We start from the raw sequence: 22776 nt of genomic DNA, 5'->3' as shown, positions 1-22776 counted from the left end.
ACTTATTTAAGGACTGAATATGAAAAATATAGCGATTGTAACGGCATGTCCTAGTGGCGTAGCAAACAGCATTATTGCGGCTGGTTTATTAAAGCAAGCAAGCGATAAACTTAATATTAATGCTTTAATAGAATGTCAATCAACCGTCTTACCTGTTGAAGTGTTATCTATTGCTGATATAGAAGCTGCTGAAGCGATTATTATTGCATCAAATAGTGATATCGACACAACACGTTTTATAGGTAAAAAAGTGTACCAAGGTGTAATTTCTGATTGCACTGAAAACCCTCAAGCCTGGTTAGAGAACGCTGTTCATCATGCTCAAATACTAACGGCCGATAAAGCAAGCAAAGGTGTTGCTAGCGTCGGTAATACTGATAGTGCAACTAACGAGACTGGCGCTAAGAAAATTGTCGCTATCACAGCTTGTCCTACTGGGGTTGCTCATACTTTCATGGCTGCTGAAGCATTAGAAGTTGAAGCTAAGCGTCAAGGGCATTGCATTAAAGTTGAAACTCGTGGTTCGGTAGGTGCAAAAAATCAATTAACCGATCAAGATATTACAGACGCAGATTTAGTGATTATTGCAGCTGATATTGAAGTGTCATTAGATCGATTTAATGGTAAACGCCTGTATAAAACAAGCACTGGTTTAGCCCTTAAAAAAACCGAACAAGAAGTGACAAAAGCATTGGCAGAAGCGACAGTTTTTCAAGTAACGGGCAATGCAAGTTCTCCTCAAAATGAAGAGAAGAAGGGCGTGTATAAACATCTTATGACAGGTGTTTCACACATGCTACCTGTTGTTATTGCTGGTGGTTTATTGATTGCACTGTCATTTGTATTTGGTATTGAAGCCTTTAAAGAAAAAGGCACCATCGCAGCAACCTTAATGGATATCGGCGGTGGTGCTGCTTTTGCTCTAATGATTCCGGTATTAGCTGGTTTTATTGCTTTCTCGATTGCTGACCGTCCTGGTTTAGCGCCTGGTTTAATTGGCGGTATGTTAGCAAGCCAATTAGGCGCGGGTTTCTTAGGCGGCATTGCTGCTGGTTTTATTGCAGGTTATGCGGCGAAATTCATTGCGGATAAAGTCTCACTTCCACAGTCAATGGAAGCACTTAAACCTATTTTAATTATTCCTTTTGTGGCGAGTTTGTTTACTGGTTTAGTGATGATTTATGTTGTCGGTGGTCCCGTTGCAAGCATTATGGCCGCGTTAACTGAGTTCTTAACCAACATGGGGTCAACCAATGCTGTTCTGTTAGGCATCGTATTGGGTTGTATGATGTGTTTCGACTTAGGTGGACCAGTGAATAAAGCGGCATACACTTTTGGTGTTGGTCTATTAGCTTCTCAATCATATGGTCCAATGGCTGCGATTATGGCCGCGGGTATGGTACCTGCTCTTGGTATGGGGTTAGCCACATTCCTTGCGAAGAAAAAATTTATTGATAGCGAACGTGAAGCGGGTAAAGCCTCTTTTGTATTAGGCTTATGTTTTATTTCTGAAGGTGCTATTCCATTTGCAGCAAAAGATCCAATGCGTGTTATTCCAAGTTGTATGGCAGGAGGGGCATTAACTGGTGGTCTTTCAATGCTGTTTGGAGCTCAATTACTTGCGCCGCACGGTGGTCTGTTTGTTCTGTTGATTCCAAATGCTATTTCACCAGTCTTACTATACTTAGTGGCTATTGCTGCAGGAACGGCAGTGACAGGCTTCACCTATGCTTTCTTGAAGAATAAAGAAGAAGCGAAGCTAGTGGCTACTGCTTAATTGATAATCGATAGATAATAAAAAAGGAGTTTACGATATTAGTCGTAAGCTCCTTTTTTTATTGTAAGACATTAACTTCCAACACTGTTTTCATTGATGAAAATCGATATTAGTGCTTAAAGGTTATTTATCTTCGTGATCTAAAACGGCAATATTTTTATCCGATACTAATGGACCTGTCTGATGTTGGTATTCATTTTCATCATCATTATTATCGTGATCTGAAATAAAGTTAAGTAAACAACTACTATAATTTGCTTCCGCTTTAGCGAGATGCTTACCATCATCACTACGGATTAAAATAGTATCACCCGCTGAGAATTCACCATGTACTTCTAATATTTCATTACTGGTTAACTGGTCACTATTTTCTTCGAGAGGGTATTCAAAGCCATCGCCAATAACCACTTCACCTTGTGCTCTTGAAGTATGTGTCATCCAATGTAAATCTTCTTCCATTGGTTTTGCATAAGGGGCAAATACAGTACCTGGGTTATTACCTAATATCAGCTGCTCAAATGAGCTTTCTTTAAAACCATTGATAATGTAGGTTGTTAGACCGTGAGAAGTGGCTTTCTCTGCCGCTTCTATTTTAGTTTGCATACCGCCAGTACCAACGCTGCTGTGTGCGCCTCCAGCCATATCATAAATACTTTGATCGATAGTATTCACGTTTTTAATCATTACCGCATCGTCATTGGTATGTGGGTTTTTATTATATAAACCGTCGATGTCAGAACAAATGATCAAGGCATCAGCATCTGCTGCCGCAGCTACCATTGCAGATAGGTTGTCGTTGTCGCCTACTTTTAACGCATCGGTTGTTACTACATCATTTTCGTTAACAACTGGTAAAATACCATGGTCAAGTAATGCAAAAATAGTTTCACGAACACTGTCGTATCTTTCTCTATCTTGGAAGTCACCGTGTGTTAATAGAATTTGTGCTGATGGGAAATCAAAGAATCGATCCCATGCGGCCATCATTTCATTTTGTCCGGCTGCTGCCATTGCTTTTTTAATTGGGAGAGAGGGCTTTTCGATATTACCAAAAAAGTGTGCACCTGCGGCAACTGACCCTGAAGAGACAAGAATAACTTCTATTCCCATATCTCTGCACTGTAATATAAATTTGGCGATATGTAATAAGTAGCGTGAACTACAACCTTTTCTTTCTGGTGCAATTAGTGCGCTACCGACTTTAAGTACAATTCGATTCCATTTATTATTTTTCATATTTTCTCTTTTAACTTTACTGCATTACTCTTTTTTTATGCACAACACTAACCGCAAGAGTAAAAAGCGATTTGCTGTATAAATAACTATTTTTATTAATTAAATGTGGGAACTGGTTAATCTAGGAGGGGGAAGGTTTGTTGATATATGATAATTTCTCATGAGAGCCATTACTCTACGTCCTGCCTTACTAAGTTGGTTTAAAGATGGTTAATTTAAAGGTGAATCACATAAATAAATACAATTATTTATCATGCAATTAACATAGTGTAACATAATTACATTTTAATTTTGATTGTTTTTTGCACGAAGAAAATAGACTGCTTTAATTTACAAAAGTTCAGTCATTATTAAAGAGGCGTTAAGTGCTTTATTTTAATGCTATTTATGCTTTATTTTTGCTCTAATTAGTTTGAATAACAACTTATTTAAAGTGATTTCCTCTTGATAGGCAGTGTTTAAGAAATACGGTAATATTAATTTACGTTATTCAATGATCAAAATCATTAACGACTTAAAACAAGTTAACGCCATTTCAAGTTTTAATCATTGGCATAATGAATCGTTATCACTATCTTTATAATGCCTTATCTAAATAGGTACTCGTCTCTCATCGTGATCTCTCTGTCAGCAATTAATCATCTATATACCTCCAACTATAGTATTTAACTATTGATTCAATTGAAACTAACAATTTAATCTATTAAGATATTTAATGCATAATGCTTCTCATGGACTCGAAGAGAGTCTCAATATTAATTATTTAACTCACTTAATAGGAATAACAACATGATCAACTCTAAACTTAAGCCATTCAACGCAACTGCATTTAAATCTGGCGAATTCGTAGAAATTTCTGAAAAAGACGTACTAGGTAAATGGTCTATCTTTTTCTTCTACCCAGCTGACTTTACATTTGTTTGTCCTACTGAATTAGGCGATGTTGCTGACCATTACGAAGAGCTACAAAAACGTGGCGTTGAAGTTTTCTCAGTATCTACTGATACTCACTTCACTCATAAAGCATGGCACGATAGTTCAGACACAATTGGTAAAATCAACTACTTCATGGTTGGTGACCAATCAGGCGCTATCACAAACAACTTCGGTATGATGCGTGAAGGTCAAGGCCTTGCAAACCGTGGTACATTCTTGATGGATCCAGAAGGTGTTGTACAAGCACTAGAAGTAACTGCTGAAGGTGTTGGCCGTGACGCTGAAGACCTAATGCGTAAAGTTAAAGCTGCACAATATGTTGCTGCTCACCCAGGTGAAGTATGTCCAGCTAAATGGAAAGAAGGTGAAGAAACATTAGCACCTTCATTAGACCTAGTAGGTAAAATCTAAGTCTAAAAAATTAAGTCGCTTAATCAGTTAATAACTTAGTCGTTTCATAAACTAGTTATTTAATAAGTTAGCGACTTAATAATAAATAGACCTTAGTGATATTGCTGAGGTCATTTAAAAATAGATTTTTATAAAGCCTTATTGACGAGAGAGTCGATTTTTAAATTAACCCACATTGCTCATTACGTTTTTAACTAAGCGTAAATAAACACAGCCAAAAAATATTATAAAGGTGTCATTATGTTAGACCAAAATATGAAAACGCAATTAAAAGCGTACTTAGAAAACTTAAAAACAGACGTACAATTAGTACTTAGCTTAGACGACAGTGAAACAGCGAAAAAATTACATTCACTAGCAACTGACATCGCTTCATTGCACGATAAAGTGACTGTGATTGAAGACCCATCAGCAAGTGCACGTCAACCGATTATGCAAGTGATTAACCCAACTACAAATACCGCTATCGGTTTTGCTGGTTTACCAATGGGACATGAATTCACATCATTAGTATTAGCGTTATTGCATACTGGTGGGCATCCAATGAAAATTGATGCGGAAGTTATTGAGCAAGTACGTAATCTTGAAGGCGAGTTTAACTTTGAAGTCTTTATTTCTTTAAGTTGTCAGAACTGTCCTGATGTAGTGCAAGCACTAAACATGATGGCGGCAATTAATCCAAACATCAAAGCAACTATGATTGATGGCGGTGCATTCCAAGCTGAAGTAGCTGATCGCAACATCATGGCTGTACCAAGCGTTTACTTAAACGGTGAAGTGTTCACACAAGGTCGTATCACATTAACTGAAATATTAAGTAAAGTAGATACCGGTGCTGCGAAAAAACAAGCTGCAGCATTAAATGAGAAAGAACCGTATGAAGTGTTAGTGGTTGGTGGTGGCCCAGCGGGCGCATCTGCTGCAATCTACGCTGCTCGTAAAGGTATTCGTACAGGTGTGGTTGCTGAACGTTTTGGTGGTCAGGTTATGGACACGATGGCGATTGAAAACTTCATTTCTGTAAAAGAAACACAAGGTCCTAAATTAGCTGCTGCACTTGAAGAACACGTTAAAGAATACGACGTTGATATCATGAATGAACAACGTGCAGGCGCAGTCGTTGCAGCTGAAAAAACAGAAGACGGTTATATTCACGTTGAACTTGAAAGTGGCGCAATACTAAAAAGTCGTAGTGTTATTCTTTCAACGGGTGCACGTTGGAGAAAAATGAACGTACCAGGTGAGCAAGAATACAGTAACAAAGGTGTTGCTTATTGTCCTCATTGTGACGGACCATTATTCAAAGGCAAAAAAGTAGCGGTTATTGGCGGTGGTAACTCAGGTATTGAAGCGGCGATAGACTTAGCGGGCTTAGTTGAGCACGTTACAGTATTAGAGTTTGCAGATACATTACGTGCTGATCAAGTGTTAGTAGATAAAGCAAACAGCCTAGGTAACGTGACTATCATCAAAAGTGCACAAACAACTGAAGTGATTGGTGATGGTACGCGTGTTACTTCGCTTAAATACCTTGACCGTGTCAGTAATGAAGAAAATGAAGTTGAGCTTGCTGGTATTTTTGTTCAAATTGGTTTAGTTCCAAACAGTGACTTCTTAAAAGATAGTGGTGTTGCTTTATCACCTCGTGGTGAGATTGAAGTGAATGCTAAAGGTGAAACGTCATTACCGGGTGTATTCGCTGCGGGTGATGTAACAACAGTGCCTTACAAACAAATCATCATTGCAATGGGTGAAGGTTCAAAAGCAAGTCTAAGTGCCTTTGACCACTTGATTAGAACACCTGCTCCAGTCGCAAAAGTTGCTGAAGTTGCTTAATTTACAATAACAGTTTTTGTTATAGTCACTTAACTAAGTGACTAATTATAACAACAGGCCAAATACCAATGTATTTGGCCTTTTTTGTTTTATTTTTAGTTTTTTCTTCACATTTCTTGCACATTTCTTGCACATTTCTTGCACATTTTGTACTATCAATAAAAATTTAGGAAAAATAACAACAAGGAATTGTTCATGAAATTTAAAGTATTAGCGTTAGTTACAATGACTTTCAGTACATTTAGCTCATTTAGTCACTCTGCAGAAACAGTTGGCCCTATAGATGAAATTATATTGTGCGAACTGGCAGGAGATGAGTGGGTAAAAACATTACAATTTAAAGTGAATAATCAGTGGTTTGGTATTTATGCTGATTATTTTAAAACAGGGAATTCTTATGATAATAATATGGCCACTTCATTGATTTATATGGCTTATTCACAAGAGAGTGTTGTTAAAATTAAAGCTTCGGGAAACTGGGCTAATGCATTTACTGCTTGTGATGTAGCTAGTGGATCAATCATATATCGAACGAAAGGTGACTATATTAGTTTATCTCGATAAAACTTAAAGCTTAAAGATATTAACGTTTTAGGCTCTATATGCAAATAAGTAAACATATACATTATATATTTATTATCACTATTACTGTTTCTTTGGGAGTAATTTATTGTCTATATTCAAATAAAGTTATAAGAGAGGAATTAACATCATTCAATGAAAGTAAAGAAGTTCAACCGGAAAAATTAGAAGAGTTGAGTGATGATGCTAATTATCCGTCACCAGTTATAAAGTTACAGCAGTTAATGGCACAGTCTTTTTCTATCCTAGAGCCTACTGAAGGAAATATACTAAATAAACCCTTCATCCCCTATTCAGAAGAACAGAAATTTATCAATGCAAGTGAAGATGAAAGGTTGCAGCAACTTTTATTTGAAATAAAAAAACTAGAAAAAGATATGTCGAATACTATTTTTTGAGTTTTCCCCAATATCATAAACAACGGATTGTATTATGTTTAATTTTAATAAACAGGATTTACCCTTTAGCTCTAACTATTGGGGTGGTTTTATTGTAAAAATTTTATTCTTAAGTTTCATATTTCCCTGTGCAGTAGTCTTTTTTATTTCAAGTGCGAACGCCGTTAATTATGCTCCTTCTGGAAGTGCTCAGTTTGAACTGTCAGGTGATCTAATGGTAGAAGGGGGAAAGGCAGTATATGAATTACCTATAGAAATAACTCCTGGACGAGCAGGGCACATACCTAATATCAGTTTGCTTTATAATAGTGATAATAATAATGGTTACTTAGGTATGGGGTGGCAGCTACAGGCTAATTCTGTGATTACTCATTGTGGACAAAATTTAGAAAAAGATGGCGTTTGGGGAGGTGTTAACTTTGATGCAGAAGACCGATATTGTTTAGATGGGCAGCGCTTAATTGCAATTACAGGTTACGATGGTGCAGACTCCACAGAATATCGAGTAGAAAAGAATGGCTATTCAAAAATTGTCTCTTATGGGAATTCTGGTAGTGGGCCTAGCTATTTTAAGATATGGCTTAAAACGGGCAATGTTTTAGAGTACGGTGTTACGTCAGATGCTAAAGTAGAGCTTCCTACAACGAAAAATATTTATAAATGGGCACTTAATAAAAGCACCGATATTAGTGGTAATAATCATATTTTTTACCACTATGACGAGAGCTTTAATAATATAACTGTAGGTAAAACTCACCGTTTAACCCTCATCACTTATGAAGGTGGGGAGATTAAGTTTAATTATGAAACACGTGTAGACAAGGTTACTCAATACTTAGCTGGTCAGAAACTAGCTCGCAATAAACGAATCAAAAGTATTGTTACTAGAGATCAAAATAATGAATTAGTTAAAAATTATAATATTAAGTATATCTATTCAGATGCTACCAATCGAAGTTTAATAAATGCTATTGATTTATGTGTTGCTGATGGCTGTAGCTCAAAAATTAGTTTCGATTGGAATACAAAAAAAGTAGGAACTTTCATCAACGAAGAAAAATCGTTTTTCGAACCTCATTTTATTGATAGGAATGGTGATGGCTTTTTCTCAACATACGGAATTATTAAGCGTCAATTAATTCCTGGTAAAGCAATTATGAGTTTAATTGCTCCTAGCAGATCACGAGAAACTACTACTAACAGTTATGCTCTATCAGGAGCAATGAATAACCCTTCTTACAAGATTTTTAAAAGCGGTTGTCAAGCAAAATATTACCGTAAACATAATGATGGTATTTTGACTGCTGTTTGTGACTCGCATGTTTATGCTGACTTTAATGGTAATGGTAAAGAAACAGCAACATCAGATTCAAATACTGTTGTTGATTTTAATAATGACGGGCGAGCTGATATATTAACTATTAAAAATGGTCAAATTAACCTTAAACTCGCTGGTAGTAATGACCTTATAGTTTCCCCAAAAATCAATAAAGATCTCGATTTTGTTGATATTAATAACGACGGCTATCTCGATGTCATTACAAATAACCCTCTCGCAAAAGTTATTTATTTATTTAATGGTAAGCAATTTGTAAAACATCAAAGTTTTGCATTTAAAAATATGAATGCTTCTAAAAAAATTAATTCTTATTTTGCAGATATGAATAATGATGGGTATCCAGAGCTATATTATAACGGCCAGTTTTATCTGAATAAATTCGGTACTATAAACGGAAGCAAGGCTTGGAGTGATTTAAATTACTCAGTAGGTAAAACAGGGGTAATGCAATTTTTAGACATCAATAGTGATGGTTGGTTAGATATTATTCGCTCGTTTAACGGCAAAACAGTATTGCGTAAATCTATTGCAAGTGTGCAAGATAAAATTATTACTATTAGCGAATATGGCAAGCATTACAGTATTAATTACAAATCTTTATTCGACCGATCTGTGCATAAACAAATTAAGTATTATCAGTTTCCTTTTGTGAATAGTACTCCTTCAAAATATGTCGTTGCTAATGTTGTTAAAACGCCAAGAGGTTATAGTGACATTGCTTATGATTATCAATATATAGGGGCAAAAAGTCATTTAAAAGGTGGTGGTTTTCTAGGTTTTTCTAGCATTGTTGAAACTGAAAAAGCTGAAATGACAACGGTGACAACACGTGAATTCGAACAATTAGATTTAGCAAAAATAGGGGAACTATCTAAAGTAAGTGTTAGGCGAAATAATAAGTTAATTTCAAGACAAAACATTAACTACCGAGTTCTTAGAAAAAAAGGTGTTAATGCAAATTATTATCAAGTTTACCCTAATAAAGTTGACACAGAAGTTTTTGGTTTAAATGGAGCTGTTGAAAAAAAAATAACAAAACAAATATTAATGGATATTTTTGGTAATGAAATTGAAAATACTATGACAATAGTGGGCGGTAAATCTGATGCTCCTTATATTAAAAAAACAATTAATACTTTCGAGTCAAAAGGAGAAAACAGATATCATCAAATTCTAAAATTATCACCAGAATCTATAATTAACTTTGCAACTATCCCACAATCTGAAGCAGGAATTGAAAAGTTTTGTTCTGATAGTGGTAATATTTATTTAAAAGCTAAAGATAAAATCCATTTTATACCTGGCATCATCGATATTCCGATAACGGTAAAGCGTTATCCTCAATATTACCAATTTAAAAAAATATCTTCTAATAACGCTTTATCCGAAAACACCATTATTTCAGGCGATTTACAAAAATCTAATCTAAATGATGTCCAAAATGATAATATTTATTCATGCGGTAATTTTAATTTACAGAATGACTCATCAAAACAATTAAAGTCAACTCAAAACTCCTTTAAAACTCAAGAGCTAATTACAGAATCTCCTAATGATTTTTGGAAGTTAGGTGCACTAAAAAGTAATACAGTGACAATTAATAGTGGTGAAGGAAATATTACCTTTAAGAACACTATGAAATATCTAAAAAATGGGCTTTTATCCTCTGTTTATAATCATGGCGGTAGTTATGGAGGGAGTAACGGAAAATATGCTAAAAATAATTATGGCTATGATGAATATGGCAATATTACTTCCGAAACTATTAGTGGTACTGGTTTAACACCTCGGACAATATCTACGCTTTATGATGGATCGAGTGTAACCCCTCGAGCAAGTATTAACGCATTAGGGCATAAAACGTTATTAGAATACGAACAACGAAATGGTCAACTCGCCAAACGAGTCAGTCCTAGCGGTAAAAAAGTAAGTACTTGGAAGTATGATAAATTTGATAGGATCATTGAAGAGAGTAAACATGGTTTTGGTAACACAATTAGATACACTTATAAATTAGGTGCTAATTGCTCTAATGCACATAAACAAACGGTTAGTTGTATCATTGCAAAATCTGCTAGCCAAGGCGATATGGTTACTCAGTTTGATTATGAAGGTAAAGAAATAAGAAATGCCCATCAAGGATTTAATGGTCGTTGGATTTATCAAGATACGCAATGGGATAGAAATGGTCGCAAGTTAAGCACTACAAGGCCTAGCTTCAAAAAAAATAGTAGCGAAGCGACTGTTTATTTTGAATATGATGAACGTAATAGGGAAATAAAAAAAACGGAACCTGCGGCTAATGGCGGGAGTGCAACTTACACAACAAATTACGATAGATTAAAAACCGTAATAACTGATGCTCGTGGTTACAAACATACAACGATTAAAAATGTTCTAGGATATATTTTAACAAAGATTGAGCCACATGGCGCATCTCAAACCTATTCTTATTACCCAGATGGAAAGCTTAAAACAAGTACTGATTCAAGTAACAACAAAACACAGATAAAATACGATAATTTAGGACACCGAAGTCAACTAATTGATCCTGATATGGGGAATTGGACTTATAAATATAGTGCAGCTGGTGAGTTGTTATATAAAAAGGATGCTAACGGTAAAGTCACTAATGTTGTCTATGATAAACTTGGACGTAAAATTGCGCAAAATGAAGACAAGCAAACATCTCATTGGAGTTATGATAAATCTATTCCCGGTACATTAAGTTCGCATAGTGGCCATGGTAATTTAACTAGATATACCTACGGAAAATTTGAACTTGTTAATAAAGTCAGCATGACTAGTTCTAGTGAAACCCTTTCAACGGAATACCAATATGATAACTATGGTCGCCTGAGAAGTGAGCTTCGTCCAAATGGTAATAGTGACGATGACAAACTTAATTTGCAATATACATATAACTCAATGGGGTATATGACACGGGTACGTAGTCCTAAAACAGCCGCCGATAATACGTTTTCCAGTGCAAAATATCGCAATAGTATTAAGCAGCTAATGGATGATGCGTTAATTGTTGCAAAAGAGTATGTGGGTAAAGCAACCTATTATAAAAATGAAGAAAACTTTTTAAAGAATAAAGCGAAAGAATACAACGTTGATAAAATAGAGGTACATAGGTTAGATGAAATAGGCCAACAGCTTTTGGCTAACAATGAACAATATCAAAAGTGGTGTTCGGATGATGGTGTTTGTTACTTAAGGCCATCAGTTTGGCTATCGCTTCATGGGCCTATCACTGTTCCTGTGAAAATGCTGGTTGGTAATGAAGTCTATCGGCTTGAAACCCAATACAATAGTAGTACACCAGATAAACGTTTATACGATGCAGAAATAGATGTCGTTTCTTTAGACATTTTTAATAATGCTAATTTGACGAAAGCCGATGATACACTGTTTATTGATAGTGATAATAATGGACAAAAAGAACTAATATCTAACAATCAGTTATTTGCAGCAAAGGCCGATAAAGCAACTCGAACATCGTTATTATCACTTGCAGCAGAAGTAAATAATGCGACTGCTATTGCTAATGAACGTTATAAATATTACGCCGATTTAGCTGAGCAGATCACTTCGTTATTGATTGAAATAAGCAAGGTTAGTGGCTTATATTGCGATCAAGCTGATCGTCTTGTTGGGGATGAATTGAATTCTTCAGAACAAGAAAAGTGCACAAATAAGAATGAAAATAGTCAATGGCAACATTTGGAGAATCTACTTAATGAATCTAAAAATGCTGAAAAAAACAATGCCGCTTATATCACTTATTGGCAACGCCAAGATACCGATGCTTATGACCACACATTATCCGAAACATTAGGGAACGGGTTAGTAAATACCTACCAACATAACCAAAAAACAGGCCGTCCTGACTATATTGCAACACATAAAGGTAGCCAAGTTTTTGATCAGCGGATTAAACAGACAACAAATAAAGGCAGTAACATTCGCTTATTACAGTATCGTTATGATAACCATAATAATGTAACGTATCGTTATGACAGCGAGTTAGGAATTCAAGATACTTTTTATTATGATGGGCTTGACAGACTTATCAATAATAAAATTGTGTTAGATAGTCCTAATTTACATGGGATTAGCAACCCTGACTTTAATGTTAATAATAAAATTAGTTACGATAAACTAGGTAATATCACGAACAAAAGTAATGTTGGTGCTTACCAGTATCGTGGAACGGCGCCTCATGCAGTTAGTAATGCCAATAACCTAGATTATCATTACGATAAAGTAGGTAACTTATTATCTGCGACAAAGGAAAAGCAAGGTACCGAGTCAATTGCTGATATTGAGCGTGAATTAGAATGGAGTGATTTTAATAAACCGCTAAAAATAACTCGTAATGATAACACGGTTGAATTCAAATACGATGCCAATCACGATCGTTATTATAAAAAGAGTGTGGCAGAAGGTGAAACGATTGAAACTCTCTACTTTAAAAAACTGTATGAGCGTAATACCAATCTCACTAATGGTGAAGTAGAACATAAGCATTTTATTTATGCCGATGGTAAATTAATTGCACTTAATACACAGGTACGTGATAAGGCGAATAAACTTAAAGATAAGCAAGTTCGTTATTTACATTACGATGCACTTGGGTCAGTTGACTTAATCACAGATGGTTATGGTGCCGTAGTAGAGCGGCGTAGCTTTGACCCATGGGGCAAAAAACGTTCAATACGTTGGGATGAAAAAGGAGCATTGGATCTACGTTTAGTTACCAACCGCGGTTTTACAGGCCATGAACACATTGAAGAGGTTGGCTTGATCCACATGAATGGGCGTATTTACGACCAAACTTTAGGGCGGTTCATGAGCGCCGATCCAGAGATCCAAGCACCGTTTATGACGAACAGCTTTAACCGTTATTCTTATGTGATGAACAATCCCTTGAAATATACCGACCCGACAGGGTTTAGTTGGGAATCTTTTTCTAACGCTGTTTCTAACGCTTGGAGTTCTTTCAAAAATAGCTTTGGTGGTTCAAGTACGTCAACAAGTAACAATACAGGCTCAAAAAATAATCGGGCTAATGGTACTGGTGATGCTAATAGTAATTTAGGCGCTAGCGATCAGACTGATAGTGCGAGTATAACTGATGATCTTACAGGTTATTCAAAAGCTTTTTTTAATGACTTTTTGAAAAGTATTTTAGGGGATGACCCGTACGGGAAGTATATAAATGAAAAATATGGTATACCAACCCCAACAGAGTACCCAGGACTATCAATTGCGCCAGGAGAAGAGAGAGGGGCAGCTGTATTTAAAGCTGATCCTTGGTATACTAGTAGTATAGTAACTGTATTCATAGGAAGAAAACCGCCTAAACCAAGTGAATTGTTAGATTTTGGGAATGGGGTTATAAAGGGGCGAATAAGCGTTTATGATGCATTGGATAAAGCTGCTGACTTTATGAAAGATGGCGTACCAATTAGAAGTATAGATGGGAAAACTGGCGTTCAGTTTATCCAAGAATTTACCGAGAATGGTCAAAAGATTACAAAGCGCGTAGGTTTTGACCTGAATCCAAATAGTAGCCACGTTAAACAGCTGGGCCCACACCTTAATTTGCAAACGCAGATAAATGGGAAGATTAAAAAGAAAGGGGCTCTTGCAGATCCTCATATTTCAATAGATCCGAAAACAATAAGGCCTGGAGATTATTAGTATGATACCTCAGATTTATGTTGCATGTGATGGTGACTGGAATGAACCAGAAGTACAAATTTCTGGCTCTGTTAAAGCATTAACGGACTTTGGTGAAACTCTTAACGAGACCGAAGAATACGTTAAATACGATATTGCTGTTCAAAACAACGAATATTATCCAGCAAACATAAAAGCTTTGGTCGTTGAATCTTCGGAATCAGGAGGTGATAGGCTTACAGTTACGATTAATGAGAGCTGCTTTAGTTTGATTGGTACGACTGTAGCTCTAAATAAGTTGGGTGATTCATTACTCAACTTCTTTGACGTTGAAACTTCCATTGGCGAACATTTTCAGTTGGATTATTACGAAAGTAATGAAATCTTAAATGAAACGAAGTGTCATTTGATTTTTATGTGCGATCGTTAATCTAGTAATGTTACAAAGAGTGAATACACAGGAGTAGTGCAAGAAGGGAGTGGTGGCTTAACGTTCCTTGCTAATTATGGTGCTTCATCATTCCGTAAGCAGGCAAAATTAGGTAATAACTATGTTGAGTTTGACGTTCCTATAAATAGTTTGTTGCAGGGAAGGCTAATTGATTTAAAACTCTTGGACCTTAATGCACCAAAATCCCAGTTGCTCACATTAAATAAACAAAATGACACTGTTAATCCGCGATTTCGTAACCTTTTAGATGCAATTGAAGCGAAGTAGGTGCTTATGAGTACAAAACAAACTGGGCTTGAGTGGTTTAATGTAAATATTAAGCTACTAATTAGTAGCTTAATATTTAGAACTTAATATGTTGATGAAAAAGGTGGCTATGTCTATTTCTGGAGTTCTTTTTACGTAGGTTTCCAATTGGTTGACCATGAAAAAGAAGCTGAGCTTGTGAAATACACAACTGAAGAGATTGCATCTAGGTCTTACGATAAGGCCTTTTACGGCTTACTACTTAACCTTGTTTAAATCTCAAAAACCCGTATTCATGGGCTTTTAAATGTGTAATCACAAATCACATCCATCACTGATCCATAATCATTAAAACAACGAATAGTTAAATGATGTTGGTGCTATCAGCTCGACATTTTCCCTGCTAGCTGTTTTAGCCGACACCTTTGTTGTTTATTTTTTTGTCAAAAACGCGTTATTTCACTTTTTTATCGTGAACAAATAGATTTTATAGGATAATTATCGAAATTGGTATGAATGACACTTTTACTCTTCACCTTTGAGTTTGAGCAATAATTCTTATAGGAAACAATATAATTAACTTGTATCTTGAATTTGTATTCTTTAGTTAGACACATTCTTCTAATGAAACCTGATGATTGTTTTCTATTTGATTAAACAACAAAAATTTAGCACATAGTTGAGGTTATGATATTGTAGATGAAATTATTTTTTAAATTCAGGAGGATATTTTGAATCAGCTAATAAATATTATTATTTGTATTTTTTTACCACCATTAGCAGTATTTTTAAAGTTTGGATTAGGAAAGGATTTCCTTATTAACTTAGTATTAAGTATTTTATTTTGGGTGCCTGGGATTATTCATGCGCTATGGGTTACTACTAAATAACACCTTCGCTAACAATCTATAATCTACTAAAAAGCCCACTCACTGTTAAGTGAATGGGCTTTTTTTTGTATTGATGAACTATTTATTGTCACCATCATTAATGAAGCTAATGCTTAGTTATCAATGCTTAGTCAGCAATACTTTAGTTATGGTAACTATTAATACACACATTACATTTCATTATTTTCTAAGATAAACATTTGGTTATAGACTTTCTGCACATCTTTACCTTGAAATTTAGTCGCTATTTGTAGCTCTTCAACATAGTTATTGTCAGGGTTAAATTGGTTATATTTCACTAACGCTGGAATACAATCTTCAAATTTTAACGCTTGGTTTGGATAGTCCCACTCTGCACCATGTATCACAGGTTTTAGGAAATCAAATCCCGCCTTAATGCCTTTACCTTTACTTGGTTGGTATTGCCAAATAGGATCTCCTAGTTTATCGGCAACAATAGCAACACGACCGAGAGCATCTAAGTTGAAGCAGCTATAAAAGAACGCACGTGTTCGAGCTAACTCTTCAGGTTGAGATCCATCTTCAGAAAATTGACTGTTCATACTGTCTTTGGTAGCGTTAATACTTTCTTGAGCTATCGCTTTATCCCCTAAATAATAAGCAATTGAACTCACCTGGAATCGGTACCAGGTACCATGGTTATTTTCTTGCGTTGCACCATCAATACCTATTTTACTTTTTGTTAACCATTCTAAATGAGCAGCTAGCCATTCATCCATTTTTTTGTCGTCATTATTACTCCATGCATTTGACTTTTCAAGCATTTTTACTGCATCAAGTACCATTGTTTGTACAAATCGACCATCCAAAATCCCTGCTCGACGACCTTTACTATTGCCTGGGACACTTTGCGCATAATTTAAATTAGGGTTCATTTTTGTTTCTGGATCTAAGAACCAAGTTTTTATCATACTTGCTGATTTTTCAGCATATTTATCATCACCAGATAGGTAATAAGCAAGAGCAAGCCCATAAACAGCATTACCCATAACACTTATTCTAGGGCGATCGACATCATCAGTTTGCGTTTTAGGATTGGTTTGACCATCTTTACGGATCCAAGGAAGACCATCTTCTTTCGTTGGATCTGGCCACCAGTAACGGCTTAAGCTTAAGTAGTCATGCTTATCTTTACTGGGTGGGATGAAGGTTTTATCCATCACCGTTGGATTCTTCATACTTAAATCAGTGTCTGCTTGTTTTATTACCTGTTGATACTTTTGAGTCGTTTCTTCAGAGGCTTTCTTTTGGCTGAGTTCTGTTTTTAACTGGTCTAACGAGACGGGATCGATTTGCACAAATTCACTGGCGATAACTTGGCTTGATAAAGCGATTGCAACACTAGCAACTAATATCTTAATTTTAACCTTCATGGTGACTGCCTTCTTATTTGAGTAGTTGTGGCTCAATAAGATATAGTCATACAAATGAATTAAAGTTTGTTTAGATCACAAAAAATATATCCAATGGACGTTTTACCTCACAAAATTGTAACCTTATAAAATGATTACTTATAAATTTTGATTTATAAAATAATAGCTTATAAGTTAGTCGTTATAGTAGGAACAATGAAGTCGTGTTAGGTTGAATGGTTAATTTTCATTAAATAGAGAGATAGAAGGTCATAAAAGAGGAGGCTTGAGCGTGGCGAAAGAAGTAAAACCCAGCTTATTATGGCTGGGCTAAATAACACTATTTTATTGTAAATTTAACGTCGGCATCACGTAATAAATAAAGCGCAAAACAAGCCGCCCACATTGGCCATGCAGCAAAAAATAATAGGCTATTAAATGGGTCTGCATATTTTGCAAACGCAGATAATGTTGAACCACCGTGCATTAAAAAGATAAGACCGTAGGTAAAACGTTTTTTAATACCGGCTACAAAAGCAAGTACTAATAATAGCTGTAATGCACCTAGTAGGTAGGTAATCATGTGGCTAGAGCCACCAATACCATAGAATTTATCAAGTACGCCAATTGAATGAGCTGGGTTAACAAACTTGTCCATGGTCCAAATAAACATAACAATAAAAACACCTAGACGAAGTGCGAGTAAACTATTTTGTAGACGATCTGTTAAAGCTGGCGAAATAGACTGAGACATTGAATTTTCCTGTTAGTTTTTTTTATAGAGAGATTAAAAAAATTAGCTTTATTAATACAAATAAAAAACCCAGCTAAAAAGCTGGGTATCATGATTAATTATTTGATAGTGAATTTCACATCTTCATCACGTAATAGATAAAGCGCAAAACATGCTGCTAACATTGGCCAAGCAGCAAAGAATAGTAGATTGTTAAAACCATCCAGATATTGATTGTAAGCGGAGAATGTTGATGCGGCATGCATTAGTAATATAATGCCGTAAGTGATGCGTTTTTTAATGCCTGCCAAAAATGAAAGTACTAGGATTAGCTGTAAAGCGCCAAGAATATAGACAATAGTTGTGCTACTTGCGAACCCATAAAATATTTCAAATACTTTAGCGGTATGGCCTGGATTAACAAATTTATCCATGGTCCACATGAACATAACGATGAAAACACCTAAGCGCAGTGCAGCAAGAGAACACTGAAGACGATTCTTTGTGTCTATTGATAAAGCTTGTGACATGGTTTTTCCTTAAATAAAATATAATGGTTTTAGTGTAGAGATTAAGCAGACCGTCTTATAATTCATTTTATTTCACACTTTTTAAAAATAATTTAATTATTTTTTAAAAAATGTCGATTGATCAATAAACTATGAATCTAAAATTGATAAAGACAAACTTCTTATTAGCTTTTAAAAAGTAATTTCAACACTTTGAATAAGCGCTAATAACGTTAAGAAAAAATTTAATAAAGAGAGCAATAAAGTTTCAATAAGGAATAGGGTGAGTGATGTTCATGGAAAGAGAGTTTAAATGAAAAAAATACTCATAATTTGTATCGTACTTGCTGCTGCCTAATACGGTAATCAATTATAAAAAAAAAGTGAATTACCTTTTATACAATCTGCTTCATCAAGTGTCTCGATTGACGACAAGATTAAATGCATTACTAAAGAAGGACGTATTTTATACGGTAAAGTACCAGATAATGTCGTATGTGAAAGACGAGAATCAGTTAAAGCCTCAATCGTTATACTTTCAAGTGAAAAGAAAACCAGTAATAAAGCATCTAACCAAAAAACAGACAATATTAATTCAGGATTTCAATATTCAGAATTTCAATGTGATGGCCGAACCTATTGCAGTCAAATGACGTCAAGAGCCGAAGCTGAGTTCTTTATTAATAACTGTCCAAATACTAAAATGGATGGCGATTATGATGGTGTCCCCTGTGAAAGTGACTCTCGTTTCTGAGGCTTTTAATATCTGTTTGAAATAACTTTTCAATTTAGCTGTTTGAATTGATAGATGTTGAATTAGAACGGTTGAAAGCTTAAAACGAAAAAAGCCCAGTAAATACTGGGCTTCTTTTATCTATTAAATCATTAAACTAATTAGCTTATTGATTTAACGTTTGTTCGATTGGCGACGGCGGCCTTTTTGTGCGGTTTTAGGCGCATGTGCGGCATTTGAATCAGGTACCACTAATTTAGGTTCAAACCCTTCAACGACATCACGGTTAATGAAGTAACCTAAATGACGCTCGATAGCACATAAGTTTCTAAAGTCATCACGTGAAACTAATGAAATAGCTTCACCCGCTGCACCAGCTCGGCCTGTACGACCAATACGGTGAACATAATCTTCAGCTTCATCAGGTAAGTCATAGTTAACCACGCGTTCTAGATCGTCAATATCAATACCACGTGCAGCAATGCCAGTCGCCACTAAGAACTGAATTTTACCTTCTTTAAAATCAGTCATTAATTGCTCACGCACTGCTTGGCTACGGCCACTATGGAACGATTCTGCTGCGATTTCACGCTTTTCTAACTGGCTGACTAACTTAGCCGCACCACGTTTAGTTTCAATGAAAATCAATGCTTGTTGCCATTTGTTTTCATGGATCAAATGACTTAATAACGCAGATTTAAATTCTTTATCCACCGTGATCAAGTGTTGCTCAATCTTTGGTACCGTTACGTTTTCAGGTGTAATTGAAATCTCAACAGCATCTGTCACTGCCGTTCTTGCTAAAAAGCGCACTTGCTTAGATAAGGTCGCAGAGAATAATAAGTTTTGACGTTCTAACGGCAACTTCTCAACGATTTTATTGATGTCGCTGATAAAACCCATGTCTAACATACGGTCAGCTTCATCAATGACTAAAATAGTTGTTTCATCAAAATGGATAGAGCGGCTCGTGTACATGTCTAACAAGCGGCCCGGTGTTGCTACTAAAATATCAACGCCTTCAATCAAACGTTGTTTTTGTGGTTCAGCATCGATACCGCCATACATTGCCATTGAGGTAATGCTCAGATGCTTTGCATAAAGTTGAATATTTGCTTCAACTTGAATCGCTAGCTCGCGTGTTGGCGTTAAAATCATTGCGTGTACACGTTTAGGGCGAACTAACGGTGCATCAATTAATTTTTGTAAAATAGGTAATACAAAACTTGCTGTTTTACCTGTCCCTGTCTGTGCAGCGGCAATTAGGTTTTTACCTTTTAATACAACAGGAATCGCTTTTTCTTGGATAGGCGTTGGTGTTTTGTAACCTTGTTCAGTTACCGCTTGTACGATTGGATCACTTAATCCAAGAGTTGAAAATGACATGTTATTTGTCTCTACTTATCAAGTTAAAATGGTATAAAACGGCCACATTTTTACATAAGCAAAGTATCAAACGCATCTCACAGTTGTTGAAAGTCAACGGTGATGGGCATGACAAAGATGGAAAAGTGACAGGTTTTATGGGTTTATTGTGACTTATTAAAAGTCAGCTATATAAGCTGTTTATATAACTAGCTCTGCTTTATTTATTATTCTAATTTATATTGTAAATTTTCCTCTATCAACCTATATGATTTATACATTGATAGAGGTGTTCTATAGTCTATTATGGAGAAGTTAAGCTAACTTTTTAGCTTCTGCCTGACTCGCTAGGTATTCGTTATAAGTACCTTGGAAATCAACTACTTTTGTCTCTTTAATATCAACAATACGGGTTGCTAATGAAGATACAAACTCACGGTCATGGCTGACAAAAATAAGCGTACCTTTGAATTCTTTTAATGCATTGTTTAATGCATCAATCGCTTCTAAGTCCATGTGGTTAGTAGGTTCATCCATGACTAATACGTTGATGTCTTGCATCATTAACTTACCAAATAATAGACGGTTTTTCTCACCACCAGAACAGTTGCGTGCTTTTTTGTTTGCATCGTCATCGGTAAACAATAAACGACCTAACATACCACGCACGATTAAATCGCTGTGTTTGCTAGTACGCCATTGACCCATCCAATCCATCAAGGTTAAATCGTTATTAAAATCTTCAGTACTGTCTTGTGGGCAGTAACCGATAGTCGCATTTTCTGACCATTTAACAACACCTTCGTTGTGTTCAAGGTCATTCACTAAACAACGCATGAAAGTAGTTTTACCTACACCATTCTCACCAATAATCGCAAGTTTAGCGCCGGCTTCTAAAATAAGATCACCACCACTAAATAACGGACCTTCTTCAAAACCATGCCCTAGACCTTCTAATACTAACGCTTGACGATGCATTTTTTTGCCTTCATCAAACGCAAGAGAAGGGTGCATGCGACTGGTTGATTTCACATCATCCAGTTTAATTTTATCCATTTTCTTAGCGCGTGAACTTGCTTGTTTCGCTTTCGATGCATTGGCACCAAAACGGTTTACGAAGTCTTGTAGTTCATCGATTTCAGCACTTTTCTTCGCATTTTCTGCTAATAATTGTTCACGAATAAGTGAAGACGCTTCAAGGAAGTATTCGTAGTTACCTGGGTAAATACGTAATTCACCGTAATCGATGTCTGCCATGTGCGTACACACAGAGTTTAAGAAGTGACGGTCATGCGAGATGATAACCATAGTACAACGACGTTTGTTTAGCTCGTCAGATAACCAGTTAATAGTATTTATATCCAAGTTATTGGTTGGCTCATCGAGTAATAATAAATCAGGGTTTGCAAACAGTGCTTGCGCTAATAGAACTCGTAGCTTCCAACCCGGTGCAACTTGTTTCATCAAACCAAAGTGAAACTCTTCTTCGATGCCCGCATCTAATAAGATGTCACCTGCACGACTTTCAGCAGTGTATCCATCCATTTCAGCAAACTCACTTTCAAGTTCACCGACTTTCATACCATCTTCTTCAGTCATTTCAGGTAAACCGTAAATACGGTCACGCTCTTGCTTGATTTCCCATAATGCTTTGTCGCCCATGATCACGGCGTCAATAACGGTGTACTCTTCAAAAGCAAACTGGTCTTGGCTTAACGTACCGACTTTAACGCCAGGATCTAATGATACGTTACCTGAGCTTGGCTCTTGTGCACCGGTCAAAATCTTCATGAACGTTGATTTTCCGCAACCATTAGCACCAATTAACCCGTAGCGGTTAAAGTTACCAAATTTGGCTGAAATATTTTCAAATAACGGCTCTGCGCCAAATTGCATTGTAATGTTTGCGGTAGATATCAAAGTAAAGATTCCATCAGTTTAGAGCAAGCGGTTATTTGCCAATTGGCTATCAATAACATTGCAGAAATAATAAGGTCGCGAAGTATACAGATTAAGCAATTAAAATGTCGAATTATGTGAGGAAAAACAGGTTATTTTTTGTTTTATTTTTAATCACATTGAGATCGCAGTTACAGAGGGAGATATTGGTCCAAGTAAACTAAATATTGAGTGTACTCGCTAGAAGGATTTTCTATTTAATGATTGCTTAAGTACTTTTGTGTTTTTATAGCTAAAAATTCGGCTTTGTAAGTGTTTTTTTGTTTTATAAGTCTACTTATCATTTTGTAAGTAGTTTCTTTCAAAAATAT

Annotated in this window: 16 protein-coding genes and 1 pseudogene; 11 read left to right on the top strand and 6 right to left on the bottom strand. The window is 35.9% G+C overall.

Annotation, left to right across the window (positions count from 1 at the left end; all coding sequences use genetic code 11):
* Nucleotides 1-19 precede the first annotated feature (19 nt).
* Nucleotides 20-1777, top strand: a complete 1758-nt coding sequence (gene fruA, locus Q0794_RS04150) for a PTS fructose transporter subunit IIBC (RefSeq protein ID WP_298940368.1) — start codon at nt 20-22, stop codon at nt 1775-1777.
* Nucleotides 1778-1900: 123 nt separating this feature from the next.
* Here the strand turns inward: fruA and proB are convergent, their stop codons facing one another.
* Entirely contained in the window at nt 1901-3013 is a 1113-nt protein-coding gene (proB, locus tag Q0794_RS04145; protein WP_298940366.1) for a glutamate 5-kinase, read from the bottom strand.
* 789 nt (nt 3014-3802) lie between these two features.
* On the opposite strand from proB, the gene ahpC reads away from it, so the two are divergent.
* The 8 genes from ahpC to Q0794_RS04105 all read left to right on the top strand — a co-directional run bounded on the left by ahpC (nt 3803) and on the right by Q0794_RS04105 (nt 15793).
* Nucleotides 3803-4360 carry an alkyl hydroperoxide reductase subunit C gene (gene ahpC, locus Q0794_RS04140; RefSeq protein ID WP_298940364.1) on the top strand — a complete coding sequence of 186 codons (558 nt, stop codon included), beginning with the start codon at nt 3803-3805 and terminating at the stop codon, nt 4358-4360.
* A gap of 240 nt (nt 4361-4600) precedes the next feature.
* Entirely contained in the window at nt 4601-6196 is a 1596-nt protein-coding gene (gene ahpF / locus Q0794_RS04135) for an alkyl hydroperoxide reductase subunit F (RefSeq protein ID WP_298940362.1), read from the top strand.
* Between the two features lie 195 nt (nt 6197-6391).
* Nucleotides 6392-6760, top strand: coding sequence for a hypothetical protein (locus Q0794_RS04130; protein ID WP_298940360.1), 369 nt, complete (start codon nt 6392-6394; stop codon nt 6758-6760).
* A gap of 38 nt (nt 6761-6798) precedes the next feature.
* A complete protein-coding gene (locus tag Q0794_RS04125) occupies nt 6799-7176 on the top strand; it encodes a hypothetical protein (protein WP_298940358.1) in 378 nt (125 codons plus the stop codon).
* A gap of 34 nt (nt 7177-7210) precedes the next feature.
* Complete coding sequence (locus Q0794_RS04120; RefSeq protein ID WP_298940356.1) at nt 7211-14227, top strand: RHS repeat-associated core domain-containing protein; 7017 nt, start codon at nt 7211-7213, stop codon at nt 14225-14227.
* 1 nt (nt 14228) lies between these two features.
* A complete protein-coding gene (locus tag Q0794_RS04115) occupies nt 14229-14636 on the top strand; it encodes a hypothetical protein (protein WP_298940354.1) in 408 nt (135 codons plus the stop codon).
* Between the two features lie 36 nt (nt 14637-14672).
* The gene (locus Q0794_RS04110; protein WP_298940352.1) at nt 14673-14924 is read left to right on the top strand and encodes a hypothetical protein; all 252 of its coding nucleotides are present in this window, start codon (nt 14673-14675) and stop codon (nt 14922-14924) included.
* Nucleotides 14925-15634: 710 nt separating this feature from the next.
* Nucleotides 15635-15793, top strand: coding sequence for a YqaE/Pmp3 family membrane protein (locus tag Q0794_RS04105; protein ID WP_298940350.1), 159 nt, complete (start codon nt 15635-15637; stop codon nt 15791-15793).
* A gap of 170 nt (nt 15794-15963) precedes the next feature.
* Here the strand turns inward: Q0794_RS04105 and Q0794_RS04100 are convergent, their stop codons facing one another.
* The 3 genes from Q0794_RS04100 to Q0794_RS04090 form a co-directional block, all read right to left on the bottom strand.
* On the bottom strand, nt 15964-17187 hold the full coding sequence (locus Q0794_RS04100) for an alginate lyase family protein (protein ID WP_298940348.1): 1224 nt from the start codon (nt 17185-17187) through the stop codon (nt 15964-15966).
* Between the two features lie 319 nt (nt 17188-17506).
* Entirely contained in the window at nt 17507-17920 is a 414-nt protein-coding gene (locus Q0794_RS04095) for a hypothetical protein (RefSeq protein ID WP_025565830.1), read from the bottom strand.
* 98 nt (nt 17921-18018) lie between these two features.
* Nucleotides 18019-18429, bottom strand: a complete 411-nt coding sequence (locus Q0794_RS04090; protein ID WP_298940341.1) for a hypothetical protein — start codon at nt 18427-18429, stop codon at nt 18019-18021.
* Between the two features lie 589 nt (nt 18430-19018).
* Between Q0794_RS04090 and Q0794_RS04085 the strand changes: the two are divergent.
* A pseudogene (locus tag Q0794_RS04085) lies at nt 19019-19162 on the top strand (excalibur calcium-binding domain-containing protein); the annotation flags it as partial.
* Nucleotides 19163-19315: 153 nt separating this feature from the next.
* Here Q0794_RS04085 and Q0794_RS04080 read toward each other — a convergent pair.
* Complete coding sequence (locus tag Q0794_RS04080; protein WP_298940339.1) at nt 19316-20527, bottom strand: DEAD/DEAH box helicase; 1212 nt, start codon at nt 20525-20527, stop codon at nt 19316-19318.
* Between Q0794_RS04080 and Q0794_RS04075 the strand changes: the two genes are divergently transcribed.
* A complete protein-coding gene (locus tag Q0794_RS04075; protein WP_298940338.1) occupies nt 20521-20679 on the top strand; it encodes a hypothetical protein in 159 nt (52 codons plus the stop codon). The two genes, Q0794_RS04080 and Q0794_RS04075, sit on opposite strands and share 7 nt — an antisense overlap.
* A 142-nt stretch (nt 20680-20821) precedes the next feature.
* Here Q0794_RS04075 and Q0794_RS04070 read toward each other — a convergent pair whose 3' ends face one another.
* The gene (locus Q0794_RS04070; protein ID WP_298940336.1) at nt 20822-22426 is read right to left on the bottom strand and encodes an ABC-F family ATPase; all 1605 of its coding nucleotides are present in this window, start codon (nt 22424-22426) and stop codon (nt 20822-20824) included.
* Nucleotides 22427-22776: the final 350 nt, after the last annotated feature.

Source organism: uncultured Psychromonas sp., assembly GCF_947489755.1.
In the GTDB taxonomy this organism is placed as follows: Bacteria; Pseudomonadota; Gammaproteobacteria; order Enterobacterales; family Psychromonadaceae; genus Psychromonas.
The sequence above is the reverse complement of the archived record's forward strand: the minus strand, read 5'-3'. Positions and strand labels throughout refer to the sequence as shown.

Coding starts and splice junctions, on each gene's coding strand:
- fruA (WP_298940368.1), top strand. CDS start 20: ATGAAAAATATAGCGATTGTAACGGCATGTCCTAGTGGCGTAGCAAAC.
- proB (WP_298940366.1), bottom strand. CDS start 3,013: ATGAAAAATAATAAATGGAATCGAATTGTACTTAAAGTCGGTAGCGCA.
- ahpC (WP_298940364.1), top strand. CDS start 3,803: ATGATCAACTCTAAACTTAAGCCATTCAACGCAACTGCATTTAAATCT.
- ahpF (WP_298940362.1), top strand. CDS start 4,601: ATGTTAGACCAAAATATGAAAACGCAATTAAAAGCGTACTTAGAAAAC.
- Q0794_RS04130 (WP_298940360.1), top strand. CDS start 6,392: ATGAAATTTAAAGTATTAGCGTTAGTTACAATGACTTTCAGTACATTT.
- Q0794_RS04125 (WP_298940358.1), top strand. CDS start 6,799: ATGCAAATAAGTAAACATATACATTATATATTTATTATCACTATTACT.
- Q0794_RS04120 (WP_298940356.1), top strand. CDS start 7,211: ATGTTTAATTTTAATAAACAGGATTTACCCTTTAGCTCTAACTATTGG.
- Q0794_RS04115 (WP_298940354.1), top strand. CDS start 14,229: ATGATACCTCAGATTTATGTTGCATGTGATGGTGACTGGAATGAACCA.
- Q0794_RS04100 (WP_298940348.1), bottom strand. CDS start 17,187: ATGAAGGTTAAAATTAAGATATTAGTTGCTAGTGTTGCAATCGCTTTA.
- Q0794_RS04095 (WP_025565830.1), bottom strand. CDS start 17,920: ATGTCTCAGTCTATTTCGCCAGCTTTAACAGATCGTCTACAAAATAGT.
- Q0794_RS04090 (WP_298940341.1), bottom strand. CDS start 18,429: ATGTCACAAGCTTTATCAATAGACACAAAGAATCGTCTTCAGTGTTCT.
- Q0794_RS04075 (WP_298940338.1), top strand. CDS start 20,521: ATGACATGTTATTTGTCTCTACTTATCAAGTTAAAATGGTATAAAACG.
- Q0794_RS04080 (WP_298940339.1), bottom strand. CDS start 20,527: ATGTCATTTTCAACTCTTGGATTAAGTGATCCAATCGTACAAGCGGTA.